The organism is Burkholderia sp. GbtcB21 (assembly GCF_019091065.1).
GTDB lineage: Bacteria > Pseudomonadota > Gammaproteobacteria > Burkholderiales > Burkholderiaceae > Burkholderia > Burkholderia pyrrocinia_C.
On sequence record NZ_JAGXKA010000008.1, the window covers coordinates 20,983 to 46,330 of the forward strand.

The window sequence follows — 25,348 nt, forward strand, 5'->3', positions numbered from 1 at the left end:
GTTTTTTGTTATGCTCGCGCAATGAATTCGTAAGCACCGGGCATGCATCGCGCATGTGCCGGCGATGAACCGGGCCGCCCGCCGGGTGGCCATATTCTGCACATCCCCCCATGCTCGAATTCCTGACGTCGCTGCACTGGGGCGCCGTTCTCCAGATCGTCATCATCGACATCCTGCTCGGCGGCGACAACGCGGTCGTGATCGCGCTCGCGTGCCGCAACCTGCCGGCGAACCAGCGGCTGCGCGGCGTCGTCTGGGGCACCGCGGGGGCGATCCTGCTGCGCGTCGCGCTGATCACGTTCGCGGTCGCGCTGCTCGACGTGCCGTTCCTGAAGATCGGCGGCGGGCTGCTGCTGCTGTGGATCGGCGTCAAGCTGATGGCGCCGGCCGCCGATGCACACGACCACATCAAGCCGGCCGACCGGCTGTGGGACGCCGTGAAGACGATCGTCATCGCCGATGCGGTGATGAGCCTCGACAACGTGATCGCGATCGCCGGCGCGGCCGAGCAGGCCGACCCGTCGCACCGGATCGCGCTCGTGATCTTCGGGCTCGTCGTCAGCGTGCCGATCATCGTGTGGGGCAGCACGCTGGTGCTGAAAATGCTCGACCGCTTCCCCGTCATCGTCACGCTCGGCGCCGCGCTGCTCGGCTGGATCGCGGGCGGGCTGATCGTGAACGACCCGGTTGGCGACCGCTGGCCGGTGCTCGATACGCCACCCGCGATCTACGGCGCAAGCATGGCCGGCGCACTGCTCGTCGTGGCGGCCGGTTACGCGCTCAGGCGCCGCCGCGGCGCACCAGGCGCGCACTGACGTTGGCCGTCCGGCCGACTGCCGGGTTCGCAGCCCGCTGGCTACGATCGAGACGCCTGCCTTTACCGGCAGGCGTTTTTCGTTTCCGGAGCCTGCCATGTTCGAAGCCTTTTCCGTTTCACTGTTCCGTCGCGTTGCCGCCGATCTGCGGCGCGCGAACCGGCCGTCGCCGCGCTGGCGGCCGGCCGGCTTCACGCTGATCGAGTTGATGATCGTGCTGGCGATCGTCGGCGTCGTCGCCGCCTATGCGATTCCCGCGTACCAGGATTACCTCGCGCGTTCGCGCGTCGGCGAGGGGCTCGCGCTCGCGTCGTCCGCGCGGCTTGCGGTTGCCGACAACGCGGCGAGCGGTGCGAGCCTCGACGGCGGCTACAGCCCGCCGGCCGGGACCCGCAACGTCGAATCGGTTGCCATCGACGGCGAGACCGGCCAGATCACGGTCGCGTTCACGACCCGCGTCGCCGCGGCCGGCACGAATACGCTGGTACTCGTGCCGTCCGCGCCCGACAAGGCCGATGCGCCCACCGCGCGCGTGGCGCTCAAAAAGGGCGCGATGCAGGCCGGTGCGATTGCGTGGGAGTGCTTCGCCGCCGGCAAGGATGCGTCGTCGCTGCCGGCGCCGGGGGCCGGGCCGCTGCCGGGAACGGCCGCGACGCTGCCTGCGAAATATGCGCCCGCGGAGTGCCGCGCGTAGCGCCTGCGGAGGAGGAGGGCGGCGGCGCGCGCGGCACGCCGGCCGTCGCTTCGGCCGGCCGGGCCGGTCGTGCCGAGTCGGGTGGCCGCGCGACGGCCCCGCACAGAGGGGGGAAAGTTTTGTATAGTGCGCCGGTTGCTGACATCCGGTTCGCTCATGCCTTCTACTTTTTCCCGTTCGTTGTCGCTCGTTGCGCTGGCTGTCGCCCTGATCGTGCCGTACGCGATCACGAATCACACGTATCCGATTCCGACCTTCTATTCCGAATTTTCCGCGCTGGTGCTGTATCTGCTGGTGGGGCTGTCGGTCGTCCTGCTCGTACGGACGAACCGTGCGGCCGAGCCATTTGCCGCGCCGGCCGCGTTCGTCGTGCCGCTCGGGTTCGCCGCGGTGCTGATCGCGCAGGTCGCGCTGATGTCGCTCAAGGTGCCGTCGATGAACTGGCTGGCGCTCGGCTATCTCGCCGCCGCGCTGGTCGCGATGCAGGCCGGCTACGCACTCGCACGCGACGGGTTGGCCGAAGTCGTCTCGCGGATGATGGCCGGTGCGCTGCTCGTCGGCGGCGTGTTCGCGGTCGGAACGCAGATCGTGCAGTTGTTTCACCTCGAGTCGGCCGTATCGCCGTTCGTCGTGATGTACAACATCGCGGTCGATCGCCGCCCGTACGGCAACATGGCGCAGGCGAACCATCTGGCCACTTACATCGCGTTCGCGCTCGCGGGCGCGCTGTATCTCGTGCAGACGCGCCGGCTCGCGGTGTGGGCGTGGTTCGTGCTGTCGATCGTGTTGTCGGTCGGTCTCGCGCTGACGGTGTCGCGCGGGCCCTGGCTGCAGGTCGCGGTGATGGTCGTCGCGGGTTTCTGGATGGCGTGGCTCGAATCGCGCCGTGCGCCGGGCAATACGCGTGCGTGGCTGATACCGGTCGTGCTCGCGGTTGCGTTCATCGCGGTGAATGTCGCGGTGCGCTGGGCCAACGTGCACTATCACCTGAATCTCGCGGAATCGGCGGCCGACCGGATGCGCGATGCGGGGCAGATCGCGCCGCGCCTCGCACTGTGGAAGTACGGGCTCGCGATGTTCCGCGAGCATCCGCTGCTCGGTGTCGGCTGGGGCGAATTCCCGTCGCACCAGTTTGCGCTCGTGCGCACGCTCGGCGGCGTCGAGATTGCGAACAACTCGCACGACATCTTCATCGACCTGCTCGCGAAGTCGGGTCTCGCCGGCCTTGGCGTGCTCGCCGTCACGCTCGTGATGTGGTTCGTGCGTGCGCTGCGCGCGCCGCAATCGAGCACGCGCGTGTTCGGCTTCGCGCTGATCGGCATCCTGCTGATGCATGCGCTCGTCGAGTATCCGCAGCAGTACATGTTCTTCCTGCTGCCGGCGATGTTCGTGATCGGGCTGCTCGACGTGAAGCCGCTGCGCATCCTGCCGGGCCGCACGGCGTTCGGGCTGTTCGCGGTGCTGTCGTTCGGCGGCGTGCTGGCGGCGGTGCCCGTGCTGCGCGACTACCAGCGCGCGGAAGTGCTGTATTACGGCAGCGACCCGGCCGCGCAGTATCGCGATGCGCCGTCGCTGCTGTTCGGCGCGTGGGGCGATTACGGCGCGGCGACGCTGCTGACTATTTCGCCGGAAGACCTGCCGGCCAAACTCGCCGCCCATGAGCGCGCGATTGCGCTGCTGCCCGGCGAGACGGTGCTGCGCCGCTATGCGGCGCTGCAGGCGCTGGCAGGCCGCGAGGCCGACGCGCTCGATACTGTCGCGCGCCTGCATGTGTTTGCGAAGGAGCTGAAGGACTGGCCGCAGCAACTGGCCCTGCTGTACAAGCTGTGCGACCAGCAGCCGGCGCTGAAGACGTTCAAGGCGGCCGTTGTCGCGAAGTACGGGGAAGTGCCGGCCGATGCGGCCGACGACTCGGACGACGACGACTCGGATTAACACGCGCAGCGGCCGCCGGAACGGGGAATTCCGGCGTTTGCCGCGTCGTGGCGCCCGACATGGGCAGCGGTCGGGCAGATAGGCCCTGCATGAACCGCGTGAATTCGGCCAGGTATTCGATTACCTCGCGAATGGCGCGGATTCCGGCCGAAGCGCGTCGATTCGCGTCAATCATTGTCAAATCGGCGCCGCTGGCCGCGTGGCGCGTGCACAATGCGCGCAAGCGCTCGCGAGCCGGTCCGCATGTGGCACGGGCCCGGCGTGAGCGCGGGCCACCCCGGCTATCCGGGCATCCCGCCAGGCAGGATCGCGGCCGAGCATCGATCGGCCTTGCGGCCGTAACGGCGCGCCGGTCCGATGGCCGCGGCGCAGTGCGACGCACGTGATGCGGGAGCGATGTCTTCCGGTGCGCGGCGTTCGTCCAGAACAGTGATGAAGAACGATATTCGACCATGGCCATTCGCTCGACCTACCTGATCCTGCCCGCCGTCGCGATGCTGTTTTCCGGCTGCGCGATGCTGTCGTCGTCGCAGGAAAGCAAGCTGACCTGCCACATTCCGCGTGCCGTCTATCCGGACACCGCGAAGCCGCTCACGCGTCCGGCGACCGTGCTCGTGCGCGCGCTGATGACGACGTCAGGCGAAGCGCAGAACGTCACCGTGACGACGAGCAGCCGCAATGCGGCCGCCGATCGTGCGGCCGTCGACGCGATGACGCATGCGACCTGCGCGCAGACGGGCGCGACCGCGAATCCGTTCCTGCTGACCCAGCCGTTCGTGTTCGAGCCGCGACGCGGCGAGTGATGTCGGACGGCGTACCCTGCGCGTCGTTTTCCGTCCGTTTTTGCCGCTGGCCGACCGCGCCGTTGCGCACGGCCGTCGAAAGCCGATACGCGCGGCCGTTGCGCCGAGCGCGCCCGATGTTCAGTGCTGCGGCATCAGGTTCGCGCCGCGGCAGGCCGGTTCGGCCGAATTGCGCAGCCCGAGCATCGTGAATCCGTTGCGCTCCTGGCGAATCAGCGCATAGCGCCGCGCGACCGTTTCCCCGCTCTTGCCCGTCAGATCCAGTTCGACCTGAAAGCGCTCCTTGCTGTCCGAGCAGCCGCGCACGGGGCCGTACGCGAAGCCGGTATCGGGCGCTTTGCTTGCCGCGTTGAACGCCTGCCGGGCTTTCAGCGCAGCCGCGGCGGCGGCGGGCTCGCTCCATTCGCGCGCAAGCGCATCGTCCACCTTCAGCCATTCGTCGATGAAATCGCGGCCGTTGAGCGCCGCGGGCTGCACGCGTTGCACGGTGTCGCCGTCGACGCGGTAGCGGAAGATGCCCGGCCGCGTCATGACTTCGCTGTCGAGCGAGCCGACCGTCGTGCGCAGCTCGAAGCCGTCGGGGCGCATCTTGAAGCGGATCGCGTCGTCGTCGATCACGTAGCCGTGTTCGGTATGGAACAGCGTCCGTTGCGCGGTCGAGCCGTTTGCGGGTGCGACCACGTCCGCGCCGAACCGGCTCCAGCGCGACGAGCACCACGGCGTGCCGTGCACGACCGCGACCTGCCCGCCGGGCAGCGCCGAGAACCAGAAGCCGCCGCCGTAGGCGCCGCCGATGTCCTTGTAATCGTCGGCCTGCCAGCGCAGCACGCGCCGCCAGCCGCCGTTTTCCCATGCGTACGCGGTGAGCAGGTTGTCGTCGCCGCACGCGATGTCGAAGCCGGCGCGCACGAAGAGGAGCGGGCGGGACGTGCCGCCGCGTTCGACGTCGACGTCCGGATTGCGGCCGAACGCCGATTCGCCGTTTTTCGGTGCGGCCGACTGGGCCGATTGGGCCGGCACACCGAGCGCTGCCGCGAGCGTGCGTTTCAGTGCAACCGGTTCGACGTGTTCGTCGCTGCACGCGAGCCGTGCGTCGATCGCGCCGACGAGCGCCTGCTTGTACGCGCGAAGCGCGTCGCGCAGCGGCGGCGAGATATCGACGTTGCCGCCACCGTCGCCTTGCGGATTGCGGACCTGCTGGACGCGGTGCTGCGCGTCGATTGCCGCGCGCGCGGTGGTGTCGGCGGTGGGGCAGGTGCCGGCGGCGAAGGTGGCGGCCGGTGCGGCGCAGACGATGGAGAGCGCGAGTGTCGCGCGGGTCAGCATTTTTTTCATCGACGTTTTTCTTCGTTTTTTTCGTTCAGGACGGAAAGCGGCTGGCCGGATACCGAACCGGAATCGAGGCCCGGCGCGGTATTGCATGAATCCCGAGCAATCCGGCCGGACGCGATGAACGAAGCATTCGACCCGGGCCGCTCCGCCGGCCGGCGCGTGCGTTGTCGTGCGCAGCGCGATATCTCGCCGCGGTTGCGGATCGCCATGATCGCGCTGCCGCAGCGAGGGCCGGTTGCCGAGGCTCCCGGCGCGTGGTCAGAAGGTCCGCTTCTTCAGCGTGAATGCGTGCAGCCAGTACAACGTGTTGGTCTGCGCGTCGAAGTAGCCGCCTTGTGCGGTCTTGTCGGTCGTTTGATCCCACGACTTGCCGGCGTCGGTGCTGCTGAACGTCAGGTCGATCGGTGCGCCGCCGCCGCGGCCATCGCTCCCCGTGTTCGGGTCGGTTGCATAGACGAGCAGAAGACCGTCGCGACCGACGCTCAGGCTGTCGAGCCTGAGCTTTTCGTCGAACGTGCGCAGTTGCTGCACCGACTCGGGATGATCGCTCGTCCACGTGGAAATGGCACCCGTGCGGCGGCCATTGTCGCGAACCTCGCCGTTCTGCGGCTTGTCGAGGCGCGACAGCGCGTACAGCGAATAGCGTGATGTCGGCCCCGGCGTGGTGTCGAGGGCGGTGACGACCTGGCCCGGCAACACGGTATCCGTCACGAAGGCGTGCTGCTCCCAGTCGAGCCGGTCGATCACGCTGTGCGCCGGCGCGTCGGCAGTCTGAGCGACGTAGTACGCAATGCGCAGCACGCCGTCAGGACCAAGACTGATTGCGTTGAAATTCTTGCGCGTCTTGCCGGCGATATGCGCGCCCGCCGGCACGTCGATCGCCTGCCACGTGTTTCCGCCGTCCGAAGTCCGCCATACGCGGGGTCCCCAGCCGGTCGCGTAGCCGCGCTGCGGGTCGAGGAAGAGCAGGCGACCGATGTTCTGGCTTTCGGGCCATTGAAGCTGCGACCATGTCTGGCCGCCATTGGTCGACTTCCACAGTTTCGTGGTTTGCGGCGCATCGCCGCCTTGCGCCTCGGGGGCTTTGTAGTTCATCCACGACGTGCTGATGAACTGAACCGACCAGTCCGGCGAGTACCACCAAGCGGCGCTTTGGCCGACCTGCTGGAAATGGCGTTGCATCCCGCCGTCGACGGTTCCCCGGAAGAAGCTTATCGTCATGCGGTTCAGCAATTCGCCGGTGTCGTTCATCCACGCCTCGGTCGGCTCGGCCCGCTGCGGTTCGTTCGATTCGGCGGTGGGCTTGAACGTCACCTCGGGATTGGCGAGCTTGACGCTCATGACGTCATTGTCCTTGATGCGGAAGTTGCCGCCGCCGTACGGCGTGTCGTCCCGCATGAAGCTTGTCGAAATCGTCTCCCAGCCCGTCGTCATATTCACGTACCCGTATGTTGCAATGGCCAGGGCAACGAGGCCCCCGGCGATCCATTTCCAGCGCTTGTGTTTTTGCATGTTACTTTTTCAGCAAACGATCCAGCGCGCGGCTGACTTCTTCGGATGTGTCAGAGCCCCACTCGCGCGCCTTGTCGACCGCGTCGTTGCCCCATTCGCGTGCCTTGTCGACCGCATCGGAGCTCCAATCGCGTGCCTTCTGTTTGGCGACGGGGATCCCGGCGTCCCATGCCTGCTTGAGCGTGCGCCCATCACCCCATTCCTGCATGTTGGGCCGCATGCCAATCTTCACCAGATCCTCGACCGGCAGGCCGGCCAGCCCGCCGTCCAGATAAGCCAATGGGTGCGTGACGAAGGCGAAGGTCTTGAATGTTTCCCCGCCCTGGTCCACTTCCAGCTCGTATTGTTCCACCTGCATCGAGAGCTCGCCGTTGCCCGGCTTCGCACTCTGGAATGCGATCAGGTCTCCCTGCATGTTCCGCTGCAGCCCGATCTCGATGTATCTCTGAAGCCACCACCGGGCGTTTTCAAGCCATTTCTTTCCTTTTGGCGTGAGGGTGGGATAGAGATTGGCGCCGTAATCCGAGCAATAGTAGTAGCCGTAACTCACATAGTAGTCGGGCGGTTTGTGGCCGCACCCGATATGCCGCATCATGAAATTGCCGTGGCGCGACCAGTCGGAATCCTTGCTGCGCACTTCGATCAGCTTCTCTCGCCGATGCAGCAGGCGGCGGGCGACTTCCTTGTCTTTCCACGGATCCCATGAGGTGGCGAATTTCTTGACGGTCTCCCATGCACTTGACTTGCTGACCTTCTCGACCGTTTGCCAGTACTCGCCGTGCAGCGGCTGGTAGTAGAACGGGCAGGTGCCGACGATGGAATCCGCAGCCGGCGTTACATGCTTGTCGCAAATGTTGATATCGACCTTCGGCCGATCCTTGTATCCCGTCGGCGTCAGCATCCCCGAGCCGGTGCCGAGCACCTTTTCCTGTTGTCCGTCAGCCATTCGATTTCCCTAGAAACTTGACGACGACGTCATGCGGCACGTGGCTCTGTGTGAGCCCCGTCTCTCCCGCCGCGTTGGTGACGCCTTCCGAAAGCAGCTTGCCGTTCGAGAACATCTGGTACCGCGTGTTTGCGACCGGAATGTCGGTGCCGGCCCAGTGCGCGATGAACGCCTGATCGTAGTTGCCGGTCGAGTTAGGCAGCGTCGGCATGGTTTGCGACAGGTGCGTGGGGCCGCTGAACGCATGCTGCGCACCCTTGATGTCGATCTTGCCGGGCGCGTGCACTTCGATGTTGCCGTTCGCGATGCGGATGTAGGCGCCGCCGGACGTCAGCAGGATTTCCTTCGCCGCGGCGCCTTCGATCGACTCGGTGACCGCCATCAGCTTCAGCGCCTTCTGCGCGGTCAGCTCGATGTTGTCCGCGTGCGCCTGGACTTCGACCTTGCCCTTGCCGGCGAACAGTTTCATCCCCGCGTTCTGCGCGAACAGGCTGATCCGGTCGAGGACGCTCGCGATCAGCGACTTTCCGGCGGCGACGTGCGTGCTTTGCCCGCTGACGAGGTTGATGTGACGGTCCGCGGCAAGCTGCGTGGACTGCTGCGTGGACATCCCGATGCCGGCCGGGCTGCCGAACAGCATCACGGGCTCCTTGAACGCATTGGCGCTGCCGGTTCCGCCGCCGGCGGTTCGGCCGCCCGATGCACTGCCGCTCACGCTGTTCTGCGTCGCGTCGGTGAACTGCTTCAGCGCCGCGTGGCCGGGGTCGAGCGACTCGCCCTGATGCTGTGCGCTGACATCCGACATCGCCTCCATCAGGCCTTCCGCGCGAACGAGTTGCTGTTGCGTCTCCTCGACGTCGAGCGGTTGGCTTGCCGGCCGTTTCGGATGCGTCGTGACGTACAGGCCGCGGTTCGCGCGCACGGCGCCGTATGCGTCGGACCGCAGGTCGAAGCCGCTGCCGAGATAGCTGCCGCGGTTGTTGCCCGAATGGTCGATCAGGTAGCCGAGATGCAGGTGCGCGTTGGTCTGGCTGCTGTACAGGTGCACGCGGTTCTGCGAGGTCGCGTCGTCGAGCACCAGCTGGTTGTAGCCGGCGCCCGCGTATTCCTTGGACCGGTATCCGGACAGGATCCCGTTGGTGTGCCACTGCGGGCTCGTCGCGCCGTTGTACAGCTTGCCGACGATGAGCGGGCGATCGCAGTCGCCGCCGAGGAAATCGACCAGCACCTCCTCGCCGCTGCGGTGCGGGTGCACGGCGCCGTAGCCGTTGCCCGAATCCGACGTCGCGGCACGCAGCCAGCACGATGCTTTCTCGTCGCCGTCGTTGAAGCGGTCCCAATGGAAGCGCACCTTGACCCGGTTGAGTTCGTCGGTATGGACTTCCTCGCCTTGCGGTGCGACGACGATCGCCGATTGCAGGTGCATCGGCGGTTTCGCGTGTTCGAGCGGGCTGCGGAACGGCACGGTCGTGCGCTGCGCTTCGATGCTGATCCGGAAAAAGCCCTCGCTGCCGTCAGGATGGCGAACGCGCGACGAGTCGGCGCCACCGGCCTGCACGATGCTGCCGACCTCGGCCTTCAGGCTGTGCGGGAAGGCGGCCTGCCCGTCGCCGACGGGCAGGTTGTTGACGATGATCCATGCGGTCTCGATCACGGCGAATTCGCGCTGGCCGGCATCGTCCTTGTCGTGTTCGGGGTGATCCGCGAACTCGAACGTGCGTCCCGCGTCCATGCGCCGCACGCCGCCGACGCCGTGAAAGCGCTTCGCGTGCGACTCCTGCTCCTCCATCCAGATCTTCGACAGATGGTCGCCGCGGGACTGCTCGGGATACGTGTAGGCGCCCGTGTATTCGTAGACTTCGAGCTGCGGCGGCAGGTCGCCCTGGTTCGCGATCGTCGGCGTATGGGTCGCTTTCGGATTCGACGCGGTGGGCGGCTGCTTGTAGTCGAACGTGCGCGTGGTGCGCTCGACGCTTCGCAGCGTACGCGTACCGGAGAACTGGACGAGCGTGTCGGCTTCGTCGCCCGTGCCTGCGTGATGAAAGCGCACGGTTCGCGGCGACAGCGCGGGCAACGCGTCGATGCGGTCGACGATGACGAGCCGATGCGACTTGCCGTCCTTGTCCTGTTCCCAGAAGCCGTACAGGCCTTCCGATTCCATCAGGCGATGCACGAAATTCCAGTCGTCTTCGTATTGCATGCAGAACGAGCGGGACGGCAGCGGCTGGTAGAGCCTGAAGGTGAAGCGCCCCTTGGCCTGCGGATGCTGGTTCAGCACGTCGGCGATGATGTCGTCCGCGGACTGGTCCTGCCAGATGCGCTGATCGCGGCGGAACTTCAGGAAGTGCAGGAACGACGCAAACACGATCTGATAGTGCGTGACGCCGCTGTCCGATCCGAGCCGGCGGGCGGCATGCACGTAACCGTGGTGAGGCGCGTACGACCGGTCGGCCTGCTGGATCCACAGCGTCACCGGCTGCGCGATCAGTTTCTTGAGTTCGAGGCTGTCGGACACCGAGACGGTATCGACGGTGAACTCGAAATGGCGCCCGAGCCGCGATCGTCCGTTGACGCGATGCGGCAGCAGGACGTCGGGGCCGAGCGGCGTATCCAGTTTGACAAGCCGCTCGTGCTGAACCGGTCCGGCCAGCAAGGCGCTTCTTGACGCTTGCGAATTCATCACCAGTGCTCGCTTTTTTTGTGTGGGTTCGCACGCTCTCCCGTGCGGAGTCCGGTAATTGTATGAGAAAACCGGTTTTATCTCGAATTTGCAGGCGGGCGGTGCGCTGGCTTCAACCCGCCGCGTCTTCCGCCTTCCAGTCCCCAGACTTCCCGCCGCGCTTCTCCCGCACGCTCACATCGGTGATCACCATCCCGCGATCGACTGCCTTGCACATGTCGTAGACGGTCAGCAGCCCGACCTGCACGGCGGTCAGCGCTTCCATCTCGACGCCGGTCCGGCCGAACGTCTCGACCTGCACGCCGCAGTGGACGCCGGGCAGCGCATCGTCGAGCTCGAAGTCGACGGCCACGCGCGTCAGCGCGAGCGGGTGGCACAGCGGAATGAGGTCGGCCGTGCGCTTTGCGCCCTGGATGGCCGCGATGCGCGCGACGCCGAGCACGTCGCCTTTTTTCGCCTTGCCGTCGCGGATCAGCGCGAACGTGGCCGGCAGCATCCGGATCGTGCCGCGCGCGATCGCGATGCGCCGGGTTTCCTGCTTGCCGCCGACGTCGACCATGTGCGCATGGCCGGCGGCATCGAAATGGGTGAGTCCTGACATGTCTTGCTCCGTCTCAACGGGCGCTTATCATAGCAGCGGCATTCGCGTCGCCGGGGCGCAGATGACGCATGCGCGGCACGAGACAGTCGCGCATGCGCCGGTACAATGACCCGAATATTCAGACCAAACGCCGCGATGCGCGCCCGGCGCGCGGGACGGCGTCGTTTTCATCCTGCCATGCGTGTCAAACAGTTGCTTGCCGTGTCGCTGTCGGCGGCGCTCGCGTTGCCGCCGAGCGGCCATGCGCAGAGCGCGTCCGCGCCGCCGCTCGAGCCGGCGGCCGGCGGCTCCTCGTCGATTTCCACCGTGCCGCCCGGCATCGCGACCGGCGTGTTCGGCACGTACGGCGGTGCGGAGAGCCGGTTTTCGGGCGCGGGCGGCGCGTCGGCGCCGGCCGCGAGCCTGCGCGCGCCGCTGCGCGCACTCGAGCTGCCCGACCTCGGCGACGGCTCCGGCGGTTCGCTGACGCCGCGGGCCGAGCGCCGGCTCGGCGAGCGCGTGATGCGCGAAGTGCGGCGCGATCCCGATTATCTCGACGACTGGCTCGTGCGCGACTACCTGAACGCGATGGCGGCGCGCCTCGCAGCCGCGGCGGCCGCGCGCTACATCGGCGGCTACACGCCGGACTTCGACCTGTTCCCGGTGCGCGATCCGCAGATCAACGCGTTCTCGATGCCGGGCGGCTTCATCGGGATCAACAGCGGGCTCGTGGTCACGACGCAGACGGAATCGGAGCTCGCGTCGGTGGTCGGCCACGAGATGGGCCACGTGCTGCAGCGGCACATCGCGCGGATGATCGGCGCGAGCGAGAAGAGCGGCTACACGGCGCTCGCGACGATGCTGCTCGGCGTGCTGGCCGGCGTGCTCGCGAGAAGCGGCGATCTCGGCAGCGCGATCGCGATGGGCGGGCAGGCGTATGCGGTGGACAACCAGCTGCGCTTCTCGCGTTCGGCCGAGCGCGAGGCCGATCGCGTCGGCTTCCAGCTGCTCGCGGGCGCGGGCTACGACCCGTACGGGATGCCGGGTTTCTTCGAGCGGCTCGAACGCGCGTCGATGGGCGATGCGGGCGTGCCGGCCTATGCACGCACGCACCCGCTGACCGGCGAGCGGATCGCCGACATGGAGGATCGCGCGCGTCGCGCGCCGTACCGGCAGCCGCGTCAGTCGACCGAGTACGGATTCGTGCGCGCGCGGCTGCGCGTCCTGCAGAACCGCGCGCCGACCGACATCTCGGCCGAGGCGCGCCGGATGCAGCTCGAGATCGACGATCGCACGGCGCCGAACGTCGCGGCGAACTGGTACGGCATCGCGCTCGCGAACACGCTGCTCGGCCAGTACGATGCGGCGGACAAGGCGCTCGCTTCGGCGCGCGGCGCATTCGATGCGCGCGAGCGGCGCGAGGACGACCCGGCAACGAGTTCGCCGAGCCTCGACGTGCTGGCCGCCGACATCGCGCGCCGTGCGGGCCGGACCGACGACGCGGTGCGGCTCGCGGCGCTCGCGCAGCGGCGCTGGCCGGCGTCGCACGCGGCGATCGTCGCGCACCTGCAGGCGCTGATCGCCGCCCACCGCTTTGCCGAAGCGCAGGCGCTCGCACGCGCGCAGGCGCAGGCCGATCCCGAGCAGCCGGACTGGTGGGACTACCTCGCGAAGGCGAGCGACGGCAAGGGCGACGTGCTCGCGCGGCGCCGCGCGCTCGCGGAGAAACTTGCACTCGACGGCGCATGGCCGTCGGCGATCCGCCAGTTGAAGGACGCGCGCGATGCGAAGGACGTGTCGTTCTACGAGCAGTCGATCATCGGCGCGCGGCTGCTGGAATTCGAGGCGCGCTACAAGGAAGAGCGCGACGACGAGAAGAACGGCCGCGGGTAGCGGCCGGCGCGCGGCGAACGCGGGAAGGGCGGGTGCGGGTCAGTTGCCGTTGTCGGCCGCGTCGTGTGCCTGTCGTGCCGGACTCGCGACGTAGCCGAACCGCGCGGGCACGTCCGCGCAGACGATGGTGCCGAGCGGCAGCGCGCGGCCGTCACGCCAGCGCAGCACGGGCGGCGCGGCGTCGAAATCCGCGTGATCGGCGAACAGCCCGAGATCGTGGTCGTGCAGCGCCGCGATGCGCGGCGGCGCGCCTGCATCGCGAAACAGCACGCCGCCCCCATCGTCGAGCCATGCTTCGTCCGGTTCGAACGCGGCGCCCGTCTGGTCGGTGAGCGTGAGCTGTCCGTCGCGTTCGGCGAGCCGCACGACCCACGGCGTATAGGCGAGCTCGACGTACACGCGCTGCGGCCCGTTCTGGAAGAACCACCGGCCCCGCGCGTCGCATTCGTAGTTGCGGCCGATGAACGCGTTCAGTGCCGCATGCCGGATCGGCGAGCCGAGTTCGCCGGCCGCCTGCGCCGCGTCGTCGCGCAGCCGCCATTCGCCGCGCCGGTCGAGCAGCAGCCAGCCGGTGCAGTGCGGCACGTTCGGCCATTTTGCGAGCGCCTGCCTGACGATGTCATCCATGGTCGACGAATTTCGAGCAATAGCCGAACACCCGCGCCGACAGCCAGTCGAGGCGGCCGGGGAACGGCCCGGTCATGAATCCCGCGTGCCCGCCGGTCTCGGGCTGGTCGAGCTCGACGGCCGGCGATACGTCGGCCGGGCCCGGCAGTGCCGATTCGGGCAGGAACGGGTCGTTGCGGGCGTTGAGGATCAGCGTCGGCACGTCGATCGCGGGCAGCAGCGGCCGCGTCGTCGCCTTCGTCCAGTAGTCGTCGGCGTTTGCGAAACCGTGCAGCGGCGCGGTCACGGCCTCGTCGAAGTCGCGCATCGTCACGGCCTGCAGCATCGCGTCGCGGTCGAACAGCCCCGGGTACTGGTCGAGCTTCGCGAGCGCCTTGCGCTTGAGCGTCTTCAGGAAGCTGCGCGTATAGACCATCGCGAACCCCTGCGACAGCGCGCGGCCGCCCGCATGCACGTCGATCGGCGTCGAGATCGCTGCGGCCGCCCGCAGGATCGACGTGTCGCTGCGATGCTCGCCGAGCCAGTGCAGCAGCACGTTGCCGCCGAGCGACACGCCGGCCGCGATCAGCGGCCCGCGATGCTGCGCGGCGAGCCGGCGCAGGATCCAGTCGACCTCGGCGCTATCGGCGAGATGGTAGAAGCGCGGCTGGCGGTTGATCTCGCCGCTGCAACTGCGAAAGTGCGGCACGACGGCGTGCCAGCCCTTCGCGCGTGCGGCGGCCATCATCTCGAGCGCGTAGTGCGAGCCGGAACTGCCTTCGAGGCCGTGGAACAGCACGAACAGCGGCGCATCGGGCGGCGGCGCCGCACTGTCGAGATGGGCGACCCAGTCGAGATCGATGAAGTCGTGATCGGGGGTTTCCCATCGCTCTCGTCGGTAGGCGACGGCCGGTCGTCGCGCGAACAGCGCGGGCACGATGGTTTGCGCATGGCTGTTCGGCAGCCAGCGTGGTGCGCGATAGCGCAGTGTGTCGTCGTCCGGGACCGGAGCCCCGGCGAGCGGCGAGGTGGGCGGAGAAGCCGTACTCATGATCGCCCCGCGTATGCGTTGCTTCGTCTTTTCGTCAGTGCAGCGGGCCCTGCCCATGACGGATCTTCGCGGCGAACTGCCCGGCCGCTTGTTCGGGAATCGGGCTCGCGTGGATGTGCGCGATGCGCCACTCGCCGCGTTCGTGGATCATCACGTACGTGGCGAAAACCATGTCGGGTTCGGCCGTCAGGTCGGCCTGCTGATGCGCTTCGGCGATCGTGTAGACGACCGTGCCGAGGCTGTCGTAGACGCGGATGTCGAGCGGTTCGATCGTCACCGGGCGCGTCGCGAGCCGGTTGGCGAGCCCGCTGCGGATCTGGTCGAGGCCGTGCAGATGCTCGCCGTCCGCCCACACGCAGCTGGCGAAATCCTCGTCGATCCACAACGCCAGCAGCGCGTCGAGATTGGCATCGGCGACGGCCTGGTAGTAGGCGTTCAGCGTATCGGCAGCGGCTTCGAAGAGGCGGGCAAAACGTGGCATCGGGGTTGTCTCTCGCGCGCGTCGCGCGCCGTATTCAGCACGGCGGCCCGGATGGGGCCGCCGCACACCGGTGAATCGGATTGCCCGGCGCGTCGTGCGACGCTGCCGGCCAGGGTCAGCGCTGCCCGACGAGCATGCCGCGCAAATCGCCGAATACCTGCTCGGGACCGAGTTCGCGCAGGCACTTCAGGTGGCCGAGCGGGCACTCGCGTTCGAAGCAGGGACTGCATTCGAGATGCAGCCATTGTACCTTCGCCAGGTCCGACAGCGGAGGGGTGTGGCGCGGATCGGTCGATCCGTACAGCGCGACGAGCGGCCGGCGCAGCGCGGCGGCGACGTGCATCAGCCCCGAATCGTTGGTGACGACCGCGTTCGCGCGCGCGATCAGCGCGCATGCCTCGGACAGCGACGTCTGCCCGCACAGGTTGCGCACGTTCGGCGCGTGGTCGGCGATCGCCTGCGCGGCCGCGGCGTCCTTCTGCGAGCCGAGCGCGACGATCTGCGTGTACGGGAACGACTGGTGCACGATCGTCGCGAGCGACGCGAAGTGCTCGGGCGGCCAGCGCTTGGCCGGGCCGTATTCGGCGCCCGGGCAGAACACGACGAGCGGCTTGCGTGTATCGAGATTGAAACGCGCGGAAACCCGCGCCGTCTCGTTCAGGTCGGCGTCGAGGCGCGGCGCGGGCAGCGTCTTCATCGATTCGGGCAGCTTCGCGCCCGGCGCGTACGCGAGCGCCGCGTAGTGGGTCGTCATCGGCGGCCGCTCGCCCGACTTGGTCGGATTCGCGTGCCGCACGTTCAACAGCCCGTAGCGGTGCTCGCCCGTGTAGCCGATCCGCAGCGGGATGTTCGCGAGCCACGGGATCACCGCGGACTTCAGCGAATTCGGCAGCACGTACGCCGCGTCGTAGCCGACGTCGCGCAGGTCGCTCGCGAGCTGCCAGCGGCGCAGCAGCTGCAGCTTGCCGTGCGCGAGATCGGTCGCGTAGACATCGTGGATCTCGGGCATCCGCTCAAGCACGGGCGCGACCCACGAGGGCGCGACCGCATCGATCGCGATGCGGGGATGGAGCTTCTTCAGCAGCGCAAAAAGCGGCTGCGCCATCAATGCGTCACCGATCCAGTTCGGTGCGATAACCAGCGCTCGACGCATCAGGTGGACTTCCGATGTCGTAATGAAGCACGGCGCGCGGGCGCCGCGTTCGGGTTGCCAGAATGGAGAACGGCGGCGCGCCGGGCATCCGGCTGCGCCGCCTCGCGAGCGGCGGGCCCGCGGGCCCGGCCGCCCGGGCTCAGTGGCCCTTGACGACCTCGCCGTCGCGCAGCTTGTAGCGCGTGCCGCAGTACGGGCAGCGCGCCTCGCCGTGCGAGACGTCGATGAACACGCGCGGGTGCGCGCTCCAGCGCGCCATGGCCGGGTTCGGGCAGTAGGCGGGAAGATCCTTGGCCGTCAGCTCGACCAGCGGCATTTCCTTGATTTCACTCATGAGACTTTCTCTTATCACTCTTTTGTGGGGGCGGTCGGTGGCGCGGCGCGCTCAGACCTTCGTCAGCCAGTGCGCGTACTTCGCGTTCTTGCCCGACACGATATCGAAAAACGCCGACTGGAGCTTTTCCGTGACGGGGCCGCGCGCGCCGCTGCCGATCGTGCGGTTGTCGAGCTCGCGGATCGGCGTGACTTCGGCGGCCGTGCCGGTGAAGAACGCTTCGTCGGCCGTATAGACCTCGTCGCGCGTGATGCGCTTCTCGATCACCTCGATGCCGGCGTCCTTCGCGAGCGTGATGACCGTGTCGCGCGTGATGCCGTCGAGGCACGACGCCAGGTCGGGCGTGTACAGCTTGCCGTTGTTCACGAGGAAGAAGTTCTCGCCGGAGCCTTCCGACACGTAGCCGTCGACGTCGAGCAGCAGCGCTTCGTCGTAGCCGTCGGCCGTCGCTTCCTGGTTCGCCAGGATCGAGTTCACGTACCAGCCCGACGCCTTCGCGCGCACCATCGACACGTTCACGTGGTGGCGCGTGAACGACGACGTCTTCACGCGGATACCCTTCGCGAGGCCTTCCTCGCCGAGGTACGCGCCCCACGGCCACGCGGCGATCGCGACGTGGATCGTGTTGCCCTTCGCCGACACGCCGAGCTTTTCCGAGCCGACCCAGATGATCGGGCGCAGGTAGCACGATTCGAGCTTGTTCTCGCGCACGACTTCGAGTTGCGCGGCTTCGAGCGTTTCCCGGTCGAACGGCACGTCCATCTGGAAGATCTTCGCGGAATTCAGCAGACGTTTCGTGTGCTCGCGCAGGCGGAAGATCGCGGTGCTGCCGTCGGCCGTCTTGTACGCGCGCACGCCCTCGAAGACGCCCATGCCGTAGTGCAGCGTATGGGTCAGGACGTGGATCTTGGCGTCGCGCCAGTCGATCAGCTTGCCGTCCATCCAGATCTTGCCGTCGCGGTCGGCCATTGACATAGGATTCTCCTGGGATGCGGTTGTGTGCAGCGTTGAGCCGGAAAGACGCTTATTTTAGCGTCATTTGGCGACGATCCGGTCGGTCGGCTCGGGGCCGGCGCTATAATCGCCCGGTACCGATTCCAATAACGACGGGTCGTGCCGGCAGGAGGCGCCGGCGTCCCGACGAACCGCCCGCTACGGCCCGCTTTCCCATGCTCGCTCGATTGTCCGCCACCGACCGTTTCGCGCTGATCCAGGGCGCGCGCGACTATTCCCCGACACTGATGGCGATCCTGTCCTGGGGGCTCGTCACCGGCATCGCGATGAGCAAGTCGGTGATGACGCTCGGGCAGGCGAGCGCGATGTCGCTGCTCGTCTATGCAGGCTCGTCGCAGCTCGCGGTGCTGCCGCTCCTCGCCGCGAAGCTGCCGATCTGGACCGTGCTGCTCACGGCCGCAATGGTCAACACGCGCTTCGTGATCTTCAGCGCCGGGCTTGCTCCCCATTTTTCCTACCTGCCGCTGTGGCGGCGCCTCGCGATCGGCTATTTCAACGGCGACGTGATCTACCTGCTGTTCCAGAAACAGGGCTTCGCAAACGGCCACGTGCCGGGCAAGGAGGCGTATTTCTGGGGGATGGCGCTCGCGAGCTGGGCGTCGTGGCAGGTGTCGTCGCTCGCCGGCATCCTGCTCGCGAGTTTCTTTCCCGCGAGCTGGGGGTTGGAACTGGCCGGCACGCTCGCGCTGATCCCGATCATGGTGTCGGCGGTCGCGAACCGCTCGACGCTCGCGGCCGTCGCGGTCGCGGGCATCGTGTCGCTGGTCGCGTTCGACCTGCCGTACCGGCTCGCGCTGCCGCTCGCGGTGCTCGCCGCGCTCGCGGCCGGCAGCACGGCCGATTTCTTCGTCGAACGGGCCGACTGGCGGCGCATCCGCACCGAAACCGTGCGCGAGAAGGAGATCGAATGAGCGCGACCGAGATCTGGATCGTCATCATCGGAATGACGATCGTCACGGCCGTCACGCGCGCGCTGTTCCTGATCGGCGGCGAGCGCACCGTGCTGCCCGAACGCGCGCAGCGCGCGCTGCGCTACGCACCGGCGGCCGCGCTGGTCGCCGTCGTGCTGCCCGACGTGCTCGAAACGCCGGCCGGGCTGTCGTTCGCGCTGTCCAACCATCCGTTCTACGCGGCGCTCGCCGGCCTCGGCTGGTTCTTGTGGCGGCGCAGCATGCTCGGCACGATCGTCGTCGGGATGCTCGTATTCACCGCGATGCGCATGATTTTCTGATGGGCCGCCGTTCCGGCCCGCGGGGCGTCGGCCGCTCGTGCGCGTGGATTGCTGCGCTGCGGCAATGGAGCCGTTGCCGCGCGCGATCCCAAATAGGCGGAATTCGCCGCCGCACGGGTCAGTCTGCCGGGTGGATCGGCTAGAATGCCCGTTCGAGATTTTTTACCCGTGCGCGTCATGCGAACCGCCAGCCACGGCCGCATCCGGCGCCCTTTCGCGGCAGCCCGCGCACGTCCAGCGTGAACCCCCTTTCCCCATCCACTACTTCAATCTGTCCAACATGAGCCAAGTCAAGCGTCTTACCGACCTGATCGCCGCCGGCCAGCTCGCCGGCAAGCGGGTGTTCATCCGCGCCGACCTGAACGTCCCGCAGGACGATCACGGCAACATCACCGAAGACACGCGCGTGCGCGCGTCCGTGCCGGCCATCCAGGCCGCGCTCGACGCCGGCGCGGCCGTGATGGTCACGTCGCACCTCGGCCGTCCGACCGAAGGCGAATTCAAGCCGGAAGATTCGCTCGCGCCGGTCGCGAAGCGCCTCGCCGAGCTGCTCGGCCGCGACGTGCCGCTCGTGTCGAACTGGGTCGAGAACGGCGTGAACGTCGCACCGGGCCAGGTCGTGCTGCTCGAGAACTGCCGCGTGAACAAGGGCGAGAAGAAGAATTCGGACGAGCTCGCGCAAAAGATGGCGAAGCTCTGCGACGTGTACGTGAACGACGCGTTCGGCACCGCGCACCGCGCGGAAGCGACCACGCACGGGATCGCGAAGTATGCGCCGGTCGCGTGCGCGGGCCCGCTGCTGGCCGCCGAACTCGACGCGCTCGGCAAGGCGCTCGGCAACCCGGCGCGCCCGCTGGTGGCGATCGTCGCCGGCTCGAAGGTGTCGACCAAGCTGACGATCCTGAAGTCGCTGGCCGGCAAGGTCGACCAGCTGATCGTCGGCGGCGGCATCGCGAACACGTTCATGCTCGCGGCCGGTCTGCCGATCGGCAAGTCGCTCGCGGAAGCCGACCTCGTCAACGAGGCGAAGGCGATCATCGACGAAGCGCGCGAGCGCGGCGCATCGGTGCCGATCCCGACCGACGTCGTGACGGCCAAGGAATTCTCGCCGACGGCCGCGGCCACGGTGAAGCAGGTCGCCGACATCGAAGCGGACGACATGATCCTCGACATCGGCCCCGATACGGCCAAGGCGCTCGCGAGCCAGCTCGAGAAGGCAGGCACGATCGTGTGGAACGGCCCGGTCGGCGTGTTCGAGTTCGACCAGTTCGGCAACGGCACCAAGACACTCGCCGAAGCGATCGCCAAATCGTCCGCGTTCTCGATCGCGGGCGGCGGCGACACGCTCGCGGCCATCGCGAAGTACGGCATCCACGACCAGGTCAGCTACATCTCGACGGGCGGCGGCGCCTTCCTCGAGTTCCTCGAGGGGAAGAAGCTGCCGGCGGTGGAAGTGCTCGAAACGCGGGCGGCCTGAGCGTGGCGGCGCGCGCAGGGGTGACGAAGGCCGCGCGCTCCGCGAAAGCGGAGCAGCCGGCCGGCGCGGGCAAGCGCAAACGCGCGCCCGCGCGGGCGAACTCCACCCCGCGCGCACCGGCGGCCGCTGGCGACGCGGCCATGCAGCACCACGAGATTCAGAACAAAGCGATGCCGGGCGCAAGCACTGGCACGCCCTCCGGAACGGCCGCCGCTGGGCCCGCCGTGTCCGGCTCTCGCAGCGTTTCACCCAGCGCATCCACCTTGATCCAGATGAGGAGTTTCATGCAGCGCGCCACCAAGATAGTCGCCACGATCGGCCCGGCTTCCAGTTCGCCGGAGATTCTGCTGCAGATGATGCAGGCGGGCCTCGACGTCGTGCGGCTCAATTTTTCGCACGGCACGGCCGACGATCACCGCCAGCGCGCCGAGATGGTGCGCGAGGCCGCCCGCAAGGTCGGCCGCGAGATTGCGATCATGGCCGATCTCCAGGGTCCGAAGATCCGCGTCGGCAAGTTCGAGAACGGCAAGACGACGCTCTCGCCCGGTCAGCCGTTCATCCTCGACGCGGCCTGCGAGCTCGGCAACGACGAGCGGGTCGGCCTCGACTACAAGGAACTGCCGCGCGACCTGAAGCCGGGCGACCTGCTGCTGCTGAACGACGGCCTGATCGTGCTGACCGTCGAGCGCGTGCTCGGCGACGAGATCCACACGATCGTCAAGGTGGGCGGCGAGCTGTCGAACAACAAGGGGATCAACCGCCAGGGCGGCGGCCTGTCGGCGCCCGCGCTGACCGCGAAGGACATGGAAGACATCCGCACCGCGATGTCGCTCGGCGCGGACCTGGTGGCGGTGTCGTTCCCGAAGAACGCGACCGACATGGAAATGGCGCGCCAGCTCGCGAACATCGCGGGCGCGCCGTACGGCATCAAGCCGAAGATGATTGCGAAGATCGAGCGCGCGGAAGCGATTCCGGCGCTGCAGAGCATTCTCGACGCGTCCGACGGCATCATGGTCGCGCGCGGCGACCTCGCGGTGGAAGTGGGCAACGCGGCCGTGCCGGCGCTGCAGAAGCGGATGATCCGGATGGCGCGCGAGTCGAACAAGCTCGTGATCACCGCGACGCAGATGATGGAATCGATGATCTACGCGCCGGTGCCGACCCGCGCGGAAGTGTCGGACGTCGCGAACGCGGTGCTCGACGGCACCGACGCGGTGATGCTGTCGGCCGAGACGGCCGCCGGCAAGTACCCGGTCGTCACGATCGAGACGATGGCGGCCGTGTGCGTCGAGGCGGAAAAGTCGGAACACGTGGAGCTGGACAAGGATTTCCTCGACCGCACGTTCACGCGGATCGATCAGTCGATCGCGATGGGCGCGCTGTTCACCGCGTACCACCTGGGCGCGAAGGCGATCATCGCGCTGACCGAATCGGGCGCGACCGCGCTGTGGATGTCGCGTCACTACACGCACGTGCCGATCTTCGCGCTGACGCCGCGCGTCGGCAGCGAGCGCACGATGGCGCTGTACCGCAACGTCACGCCGCTGCACGTCGACTTCAACAGCGACCGCGACTCGGCGCTGCAGGCGGCGCTCGAGCTCGTCGTCAAGCAGGGCTACGTGCAGCACGGCGACATGGTCGTGCTGACCGTCGGCGAACCGATGGGGCAGGCGGGCGGCACCAACACGCTGAAGATCGTGCGCGTCGGCGAGCACTATTGAGTCGAGCGTTCGCCGGGCACCTGGCCGGCGACCCGGGTCGATCGAATTCGATCCGGCACCGTTTTTTACGCGAAAGCCGCGCGGGGTCCGAAGCCCCGCGCGGCTTTTTTTCTCTTTTTTGCCCGCATTGTGCCGTGCGAACGTAACAAATTGCGAGCGGGCGCCAACGGGCGGTCGGAATCGGAGGCGCTTCGCGATAAAATGCGGCTATTCGACGCTCAGCCGCGCCGCGCCGCCCCGGTTCGAACGAGGGCGGGTGCCGCGCCGGCGTCAGGGCGCACCGGTTTTCATTCAAGGAGTTCCACAATGCCTCTCGTATCAATGCGTCAATTGCTGGATCACGCGGCAGAGCACGGTTACGGCCTGCCGGCCTTCAACGTGAACAACCTGGAGCAGGTCCAGGCGATCATGGCGGCAGCGGACCAGGTCGGCGCGCCCGTGATCATGCAGGCATCGGCCGGCGCGCGTAAGTACGCGGGCGAGCCGTTCCTGCGCCACCTGATCGAAGCGGCGGTCGAGTCGTATCCGCACATCCCGGTCGTGATGCACCAGGATCACGGCCAGTCGCCGGCGGTCTGCATGGGTGCGATCCGCAGCGGCTTCACGAGCGTGATGATGGACGGTTCGCTCGAAGCCGACGGCAAGACGGTCGCGTCGTACGAGTACAACGTCGACGTGTCGCGCAAGGTCGTCGAGATGGCGCACTCGATCGGCGTGACGGTCGAAGCCGAACTCGGCGTGCTCGGCTCGCTCGAGACGATGAAGGGCGACAAGGAAGACGGCCACGGCGCGGAAGGCACGATGACCCGCGAGCAGCTGCTGACCGATCCGGAGCAGGCGGCCGATTTCGTGAAGCTCACGCAGTGCGATGCGCTCGCGATCGCGATCGGTACGTCGCACGGCGCCTACAAGTTCTCGAAGAAGCCGACGGGCGACATCCTGTCGATCCAGCGCATCAAGGAAATCCACGCGCGCATCCCGAACACGCACCTCGTGATGCATGGTTCGTCGTCGGTGCCGCAAGAGCTGCTGGAAGAAATCCGCCAGTTCGGCGGCGACATGAAGGAAACCTACGGCGTGCCGGTCGAGGAAATCCAGGAAGGCATCAAGCACGGCGTGCGCAAGATCAACATCGACACCGACCTGCGTCTCGCGATCACCGGCGCGATCCGCCGCTACCTGTTCGAGAACCCGGGCAAGTTCGATCCGCGCGACTACCTGAAGCCCGCGCGCGAAGCGGCGAAGCAGGTCTGCGTCGACCGCTACCTCGCATTCGGCTGCGAAGGCCAGGCCGCGAAGATCAAGCCGGTGTCGCTCGACAAGATCGCCGAGCAGTACAAGTCCGGCGCGCTCGCGCAGGTCGTGCGCTGAGACTGTAGTACGATTGCCCCGCCCGATTCTTCCGCAAGGCAGGGGCGGGCAGCCAGGCCGGATGTGATCCGGCCCCAGGCAGCCGTTCCGTCCGGCCGAACGAGGGCCGGCCGGCAACCGCCCGGGCACCGCCCGGCCGGTTCGCCGACGTATTGCAAGACCGCCGTTCCCGCCTGCCGCGGGGAACGGCGTTTCCCTTTTTGTTTGGCTCCTTATCTGCGAAAAGACGATGTCTACCCTTTACGAATCCACGCTCCGCTCGCTGCCGCTCCTCGGTCGCGGCAAGGTCCGCGATAACTACGCGGTCGGCAACGACAAGCTCCTGATCGTCACGACCGACCGCCTGTCGGCATTCGACGTGGTGATGGGCGAGCCGATTCCGAACAAGGGCCGCGTGCTGAACCAGATGGCGAACTTCTGGTTCGACAAGCTCGCGCACATCGTGCCGAACCACCTGACGGGCGACGCGCCGGAAGCGGTCGTCGCGGCCGACGAGGTCGAGCAGGTGACGGGCCGCGGCGTGGTCGTCAAGCGCCTCGAGCCGATCATGATCGAAGCGGTCGTGCGCGGCTACCTGGCCGGCAGCGGCTGGAAGGAATACCAGGCGTCGGGCGCCGTGTGCGGCGTGCAGCTGCCGGAAGGCCTGCAGAACGCGCAGAAGCTGCCCGAGCCGATCTTCACGCCGGCCGCGAAGGCCGAGATGGGCGAGCACGACGAGAACATCACGTTCGAGGAAACCGAGCGCCGCATCGGCACCGAGCTGGCCGCGACGATCCGCGACATCTCGATCCGCCTGTACAAGGAAGCGGCCGACTATGCGGCGACGCGCGGCATCATCATCGCCGATACGAAGTTCGAATTCGGCCTCGACAACCACGGCAAGCTGTACCTGATGGATGAAGTGCTGACGGCCGATTCGTCGCGCTTCTGGCCGGCCGACCAGTACCAGGTCGGCACGAACCCGCCGTCGTTCGACAAGCAGTTCGTGCGCGACTGGCTCGAGGCGCAGCCGTGGGGCAAGACGGCGCCGGCGCCGGCGCTGCCGGCCGACGTCGTCGAGAAAACGGCCGCGAAGTACCAGGAAGCGCTCGAGCGCATCACCGGCCAGTCGCTCGCCTGAGCAGCAAGGAAATGACGAAATGAGCGAAGTCCAGACTGCCCACACGCACAGCGCGCCGCTCGTCGGCGTGCTGATGGGTTCGAGTTCCGACTGGGACGTGATGAAGCACGCGGTAGCGATCCTGCAGGAATTCGGCGTGCCGTACGAAGCGAAGGTGGTGTCCGCGCACCGGATGCCCGACGAGATGTTCGATTATGCGGAGAAGGCGCGCGAGCGCGGGCTACGCGCGATCATCGCGGGCGCCGGCGGCGCCGCGCACCTGCCCGGCATGCTGGCCGCGAAAACCACGGTGCCGGTGCTCGGCGTGCCGGTCGCGAGCAAGTACCTGAAGGGTGTCGATTCGCTGCACTCGATCGTGCAGATGCCGAAGGGCGTGCCCGTTGCGACGTTCGCGATCGGCGAGGCCGGTGCCGCGAATGCCGCGCTGTTCGCGGTGTCGATCCTGTCCGGCACGTCGGCCGATTACGCGAACCGGCTCGCCGCGTTCCGCGTGCGCCAGAACGAAGCCGCGCACGCGATGGTGCTGCCGCCGCTGGAATGACGGCGCACCGGCGGCCGCGCGTCGCGGCTGCCTGACCCTCCCCACTGCGGCGGGCAGC

The 25,348-nt window shown here is 67.6% G+C and carries 25 protein-coding genes; 12 read left to right on the forward strand and 13 right to left on the reverse strand.

Translation table 11 applies throughout. From position 1 onward, the window contains the following. Positions 1-110: 110 nt before the first annotated feature. From KVT39_RS19025 to KVT39_RS19040, 4 genes are all read left to right on the forward strand, one after another. Complete coding sequence (locus tag KVT39_RS19025; RefSeq protein ID WP_105390024.1) at positions 111-815, forward strand: TerC family protein; 705 nt, start codon at positions 111-113, stop codon at positions 813-815. A gap of 97 nt (positions 816-912) precedes the next feature. After that, positions 913-1,509: a pilin gene (locus KVT39_RS19030; protein WP_034178931.1), complete on the forward strand. Its 597-nt coding sequence runs from the start codon at positions 913-915 to the stop codon at positions 1,507-1,509. Positions 1,510-1,665: 156 nt separating this feature from the next. Next, positions 1,666-3,444, forward strand: coding sequence for a Wzy polymerase domain-containing protein (locus tag KVT39_RS19035; protein ID WP_217589982.1), 1,779 nt, complete (start codon positions 1,666-1,668; stop codon positions 3,442-3,444). A gap of 452 nt (positions 3,445-3,896) precedes the next feature. Further along, positions 3,897-4,247: a TonB family protein gene (locus KVT39_RS19040; RefSeq protein WP_034178929.1), complete on the forward strand. Its 351-nt coding sequence runs from the start codon at positions 3,897-3,899 to the stop codon at positions 4,245-4,247. Between the two features lie 120 nt (positions 4,248-4,367). Here KVT39_RS19040 and KVT39_RS19045 read toward each other — a convergent pair whose 3' ends face one another. The 6 genes from KVT39_RS19045 to moaC form a co-directional block, all read right to left on the reverse strand. Next, positions 4,368-5,582, reverse strand: a complete 1,215-nt coding sequence (locus tag KVT39_RS19045; RefSeq protein ID WP_217589983.1) for a hypothetical protein — start codon at positions 5,580-5,582, stop codon at positions 4,368-4,370. Then, on the reverse strand, positions 5,579-5,788 hold the full coding sequence (locus KVT39_RS19050) for a hypothetical protein (RefSeq protein ID WP_217589984.1): 210 nt from the start codon (positions 5,786-5,788) through the stop codon (positions 5,579-5,581). Before KVT39_RS19050 ends, KVT39_RS19045 begins: the two co-directional genes overlap by 4 nt. Before the next feature lie 49 nt (positions 5,789-5,837). Then, on the reverse strand, positions 5,838-7,013 hold the full coding sequence (locus tag KVT39_RS19055) for a glycosyl hydrolase (protein ID WP_217590073.1): 1,176 nt from the start codon (positions 7,011-7,013) through the stop codon (positions 5,838-5,840). Between the two features lie 79 nt (positions 7,014-7,092). After that, on the reverse strand, positions 7,093-8,037 hold the full coding sequence (locus KVT39_RS19060) for a hypothetical protein (RefSeq protein WP_131946666.1): 945 nt from the start codon (positions 8,035-8,037) through the stop codon (positions 7,093-7,095). Continuing rightward, positions 8,030-10,717, reverse strand: coding sequence for a type VI secretion system Vgr family protein (locus KVT39_RS19065; protein WP_217589985.1), 2,688 nt, complete (start codon positions 10,715-10,717; stop codon positions 8,030-8,032). The genes KVT39_RS19060 and KVT39_RS19065 overlap by 8 nt, the downstream gene beginning before the upstream one ends. A gap of 112 nt (positions 10,718-10,829) precedes the next feature. Continuing rightward, positions 10,830-11,318: a cyclic pyranopterin monophosphate synthase MoaC gene (moaC, locus tag KVT39_RS19070; RefSeq protein ID WP_034178925.1), complete on the reverse strand. Its 489-nt coding sequence runs from the start codon at positions 11,316-11,318 to the stop codon at positions 10,830-10,832. Between the two features lie 177 nt (positions 11,319-11,495). Here moaC and KVT39_RS19075 point away from each other — a divergent pair, with 177 nt between their 5' ends. Then, positions 11,496-13,190, forward strand: a complete 1,695-nt coding sequence (locus tag KVT39_RS19075; RefSeq protein WP_105390031.1) for a M48 family metalloprotease — start codon at positions 11,496-11,498, stop codon at positions 13,188-13,190. A gap of 39 nt (positions 13,191-13,229) precedes the next feature. Here KVT39_RS19075 and KVT39_RS19080 read toward each other — a convergent pair whose 3' ends face one another. From KVT39_RS19080 to KVT39_RS19105, 6 genes are all read right to left on the reverse strand, one after another. Next, complete coding sequence (locus KVT39_RS19080; RefSeq protein WP_217589986.1) at positions 13,230-13,817, reverse strand: DUF2946 family protein; 588 nt, start codon at positions 13,815-13,817, stop codon at positions 13,230-13,232. Next, positions 13,810-14,784 carry a hydrolase gene (locus tag KVT39_RS19085; RefSeq protein ID WP_306795592.1) on the reverse strand — a complete coding sequence of 325 codons (975 nt, stop codon included), beginning with the start codon at positions 14,782-14,784 and terminating at the stop codon, positions 13,810-13,812. Before KVT39_RS19085 ends, KVT39_RS19080 begins: the two co-directional genes overlap by 8 nt. Positions 14,785-14,881: 97 nt before the next feature. After that, positions 14,882-15,328: a nuclear transport factor 2 family protein gene (locus KVT39_RS19090; protein ID WP_034178922.1), complete on the reverse strand. Its 447-nt coding sequence runs from the start codon at positions 15,326-15,328 to the stop codon at positions 14,882-14,884. Between the two features lie 115 nt (positions 15,329-15,443). Then, positions 15,444-16,481 carry a lipopolysaccharide heptosyltransferase II gene (gene waaF, locus KVT39_RS19095; RefSeq protein WP_027785312.1) on the reverse strand — a complete coding sequence of 346 codons (1,038 nt, stop codon included), beginning with the start codon at positions 16,479-16,481 and terminating at the stop codon, positions 15,444-15,446. 139 nt (positions 16,482-16,620) lie between these two features. Next, entirely contained in the window at positions 16,621-16,815 is a 195-nt protein-coding gene (locus KVT39_RS19100; RefSeq protein WP_006749970.1) for a zinc-finger domain-containing protein, read from the reverse strand. Positions 16,816-16,866: 51 nt separating this feature from the next. Continuing rightward, on the reverse strand, positions 16,867-17,790 hold the full coding sequence (locus tag KVT39_RS19105) for a branched-chain amino acid transaminase (protein WP_131946669.1): 924 nt from the start codon (positions 17,788-17,790) through the stop codon (positions 16,867-16,869). A gap of 194 nt (positions 17,791-17,984) precedes the next feature. Here KVT39_RS19105 and KVT39_RS19110 point away from each other — a divergent pair, with 194 nt between their 5' ends. The 3 genes from KVT39_RS19110 to KVT39_RS19120 all read left to right on the forward strand — a co-directional run bounded on the left by KVT39_RS19110 (position 17,985) and on the right by KVT39_RS19120 (position 20,537). Next, complete coding sequence (locus KVT39_RS19110) at positions 17,985-18,740, forward strand: AzlC family ABC transporter permease (RefSeq protein WP_217589987.1); 756 nt, start codon at positions 17,985-17,987, stop codon at positions 18,738-18,740. Next, the gene (locus KVT39_RS19115) at positions 18,737-19,060 is read left to right on the forward strand and encodes an AzlD domain-containing protein (RefSeq protein ID WP_217589988.1); all 324 of its coding nucleotides are present in this window, start codon (positions 18,737-18,739) and stop codon (positions 19,058-19,060) included. Before KVT39_RS19110 ends, KVT39_RS19115 begins: the two co-directional genes overlap by 4 nt. Before the next feature lie 280 nt (positions 19,061-19,340). Continuing rightward, entirely contained in the window at positions 19,341-20,537 is a 1,197-nt protein-coding gene (locus KVT39_RS19120) for a phosphoglycerate kinase (RefSeq protein ID WP_072442751.1), read from the forward strand. Between the two features lie 157 nt (positions 20,538-20,694). On the opposite strand, the gene KVT39_RS38525 is transcribed toward KVT39_RS19120, so the two are convergent. Further along, positions 20,695-20,823, reverse strand: coding sequence for a hypothetical protein (locus KVT39_RS38525; protein ID WP_258170483.1), 129 nt, complete (start codon positions 20,821-20,823; stop codon positions 20,695-20,697). Between KVT39_RS38525 and pyk the strand changes: the two genes are divergently transcribed. The 4 genes from pyk (at position 20,822) to purE (ending at position 25,290) form a co-directional block, all read left to right on the forward strand. Continuing rightward, positions 20,822-22,258, forward strand: coding sequence for a pyruvate kinase (gene pyk, locus KVT39_RS19125; protein ID WP_105390034.1), 1,437 nt, complete (start codon positions 20,822-20,824; stop codon positions 22,256-22,258). The two genes, KVT39_RS38525 and pyk, sit on opposite strands and share 2 nt — an antisense overlap. Positions 22,259-22,564: 306 nt before the next feature. Then, complete coding sequence (fba, locus tag KVT39_RS19130; protein ID WP_034178916.1) at positions 22,565-23,629, forward strand: class II fructose-bisphosphate aldolase; 1,065 nt, start codon at positions 22,565-22,567, stop codon at positions 23,627-23,629. Positions 23,630-23,858: 229 nt separating this feature from the next. Beyond that, complete coding sequence (locus tag KVT39_RS19135; protein WP_034178915.1) at positions 23,859-24,749, forward strand: phosphoribosylaminoimidazolesuccinocarboxamide synthase; 891 nt, start codon at positions 23,859-23,861, stop codon at positions 24,747-24,749. Positions 24,750-24,768: 19 nt separating this feature from the next. Further along, on the forward strand, positions 24,769-25,290 hold the full coding sequence (purE, locus tag KVT39_RS19140) for a 5-(carboxyamino)imidazole ribonucleotide mutase (protein WP_006763511.1): 522 nt from the start codon (positions 24,769-24,771) through the stop codon (positions 25,288-25,290). Positions 25,291-25,348 lie beyond the last annotated feature (58 nt).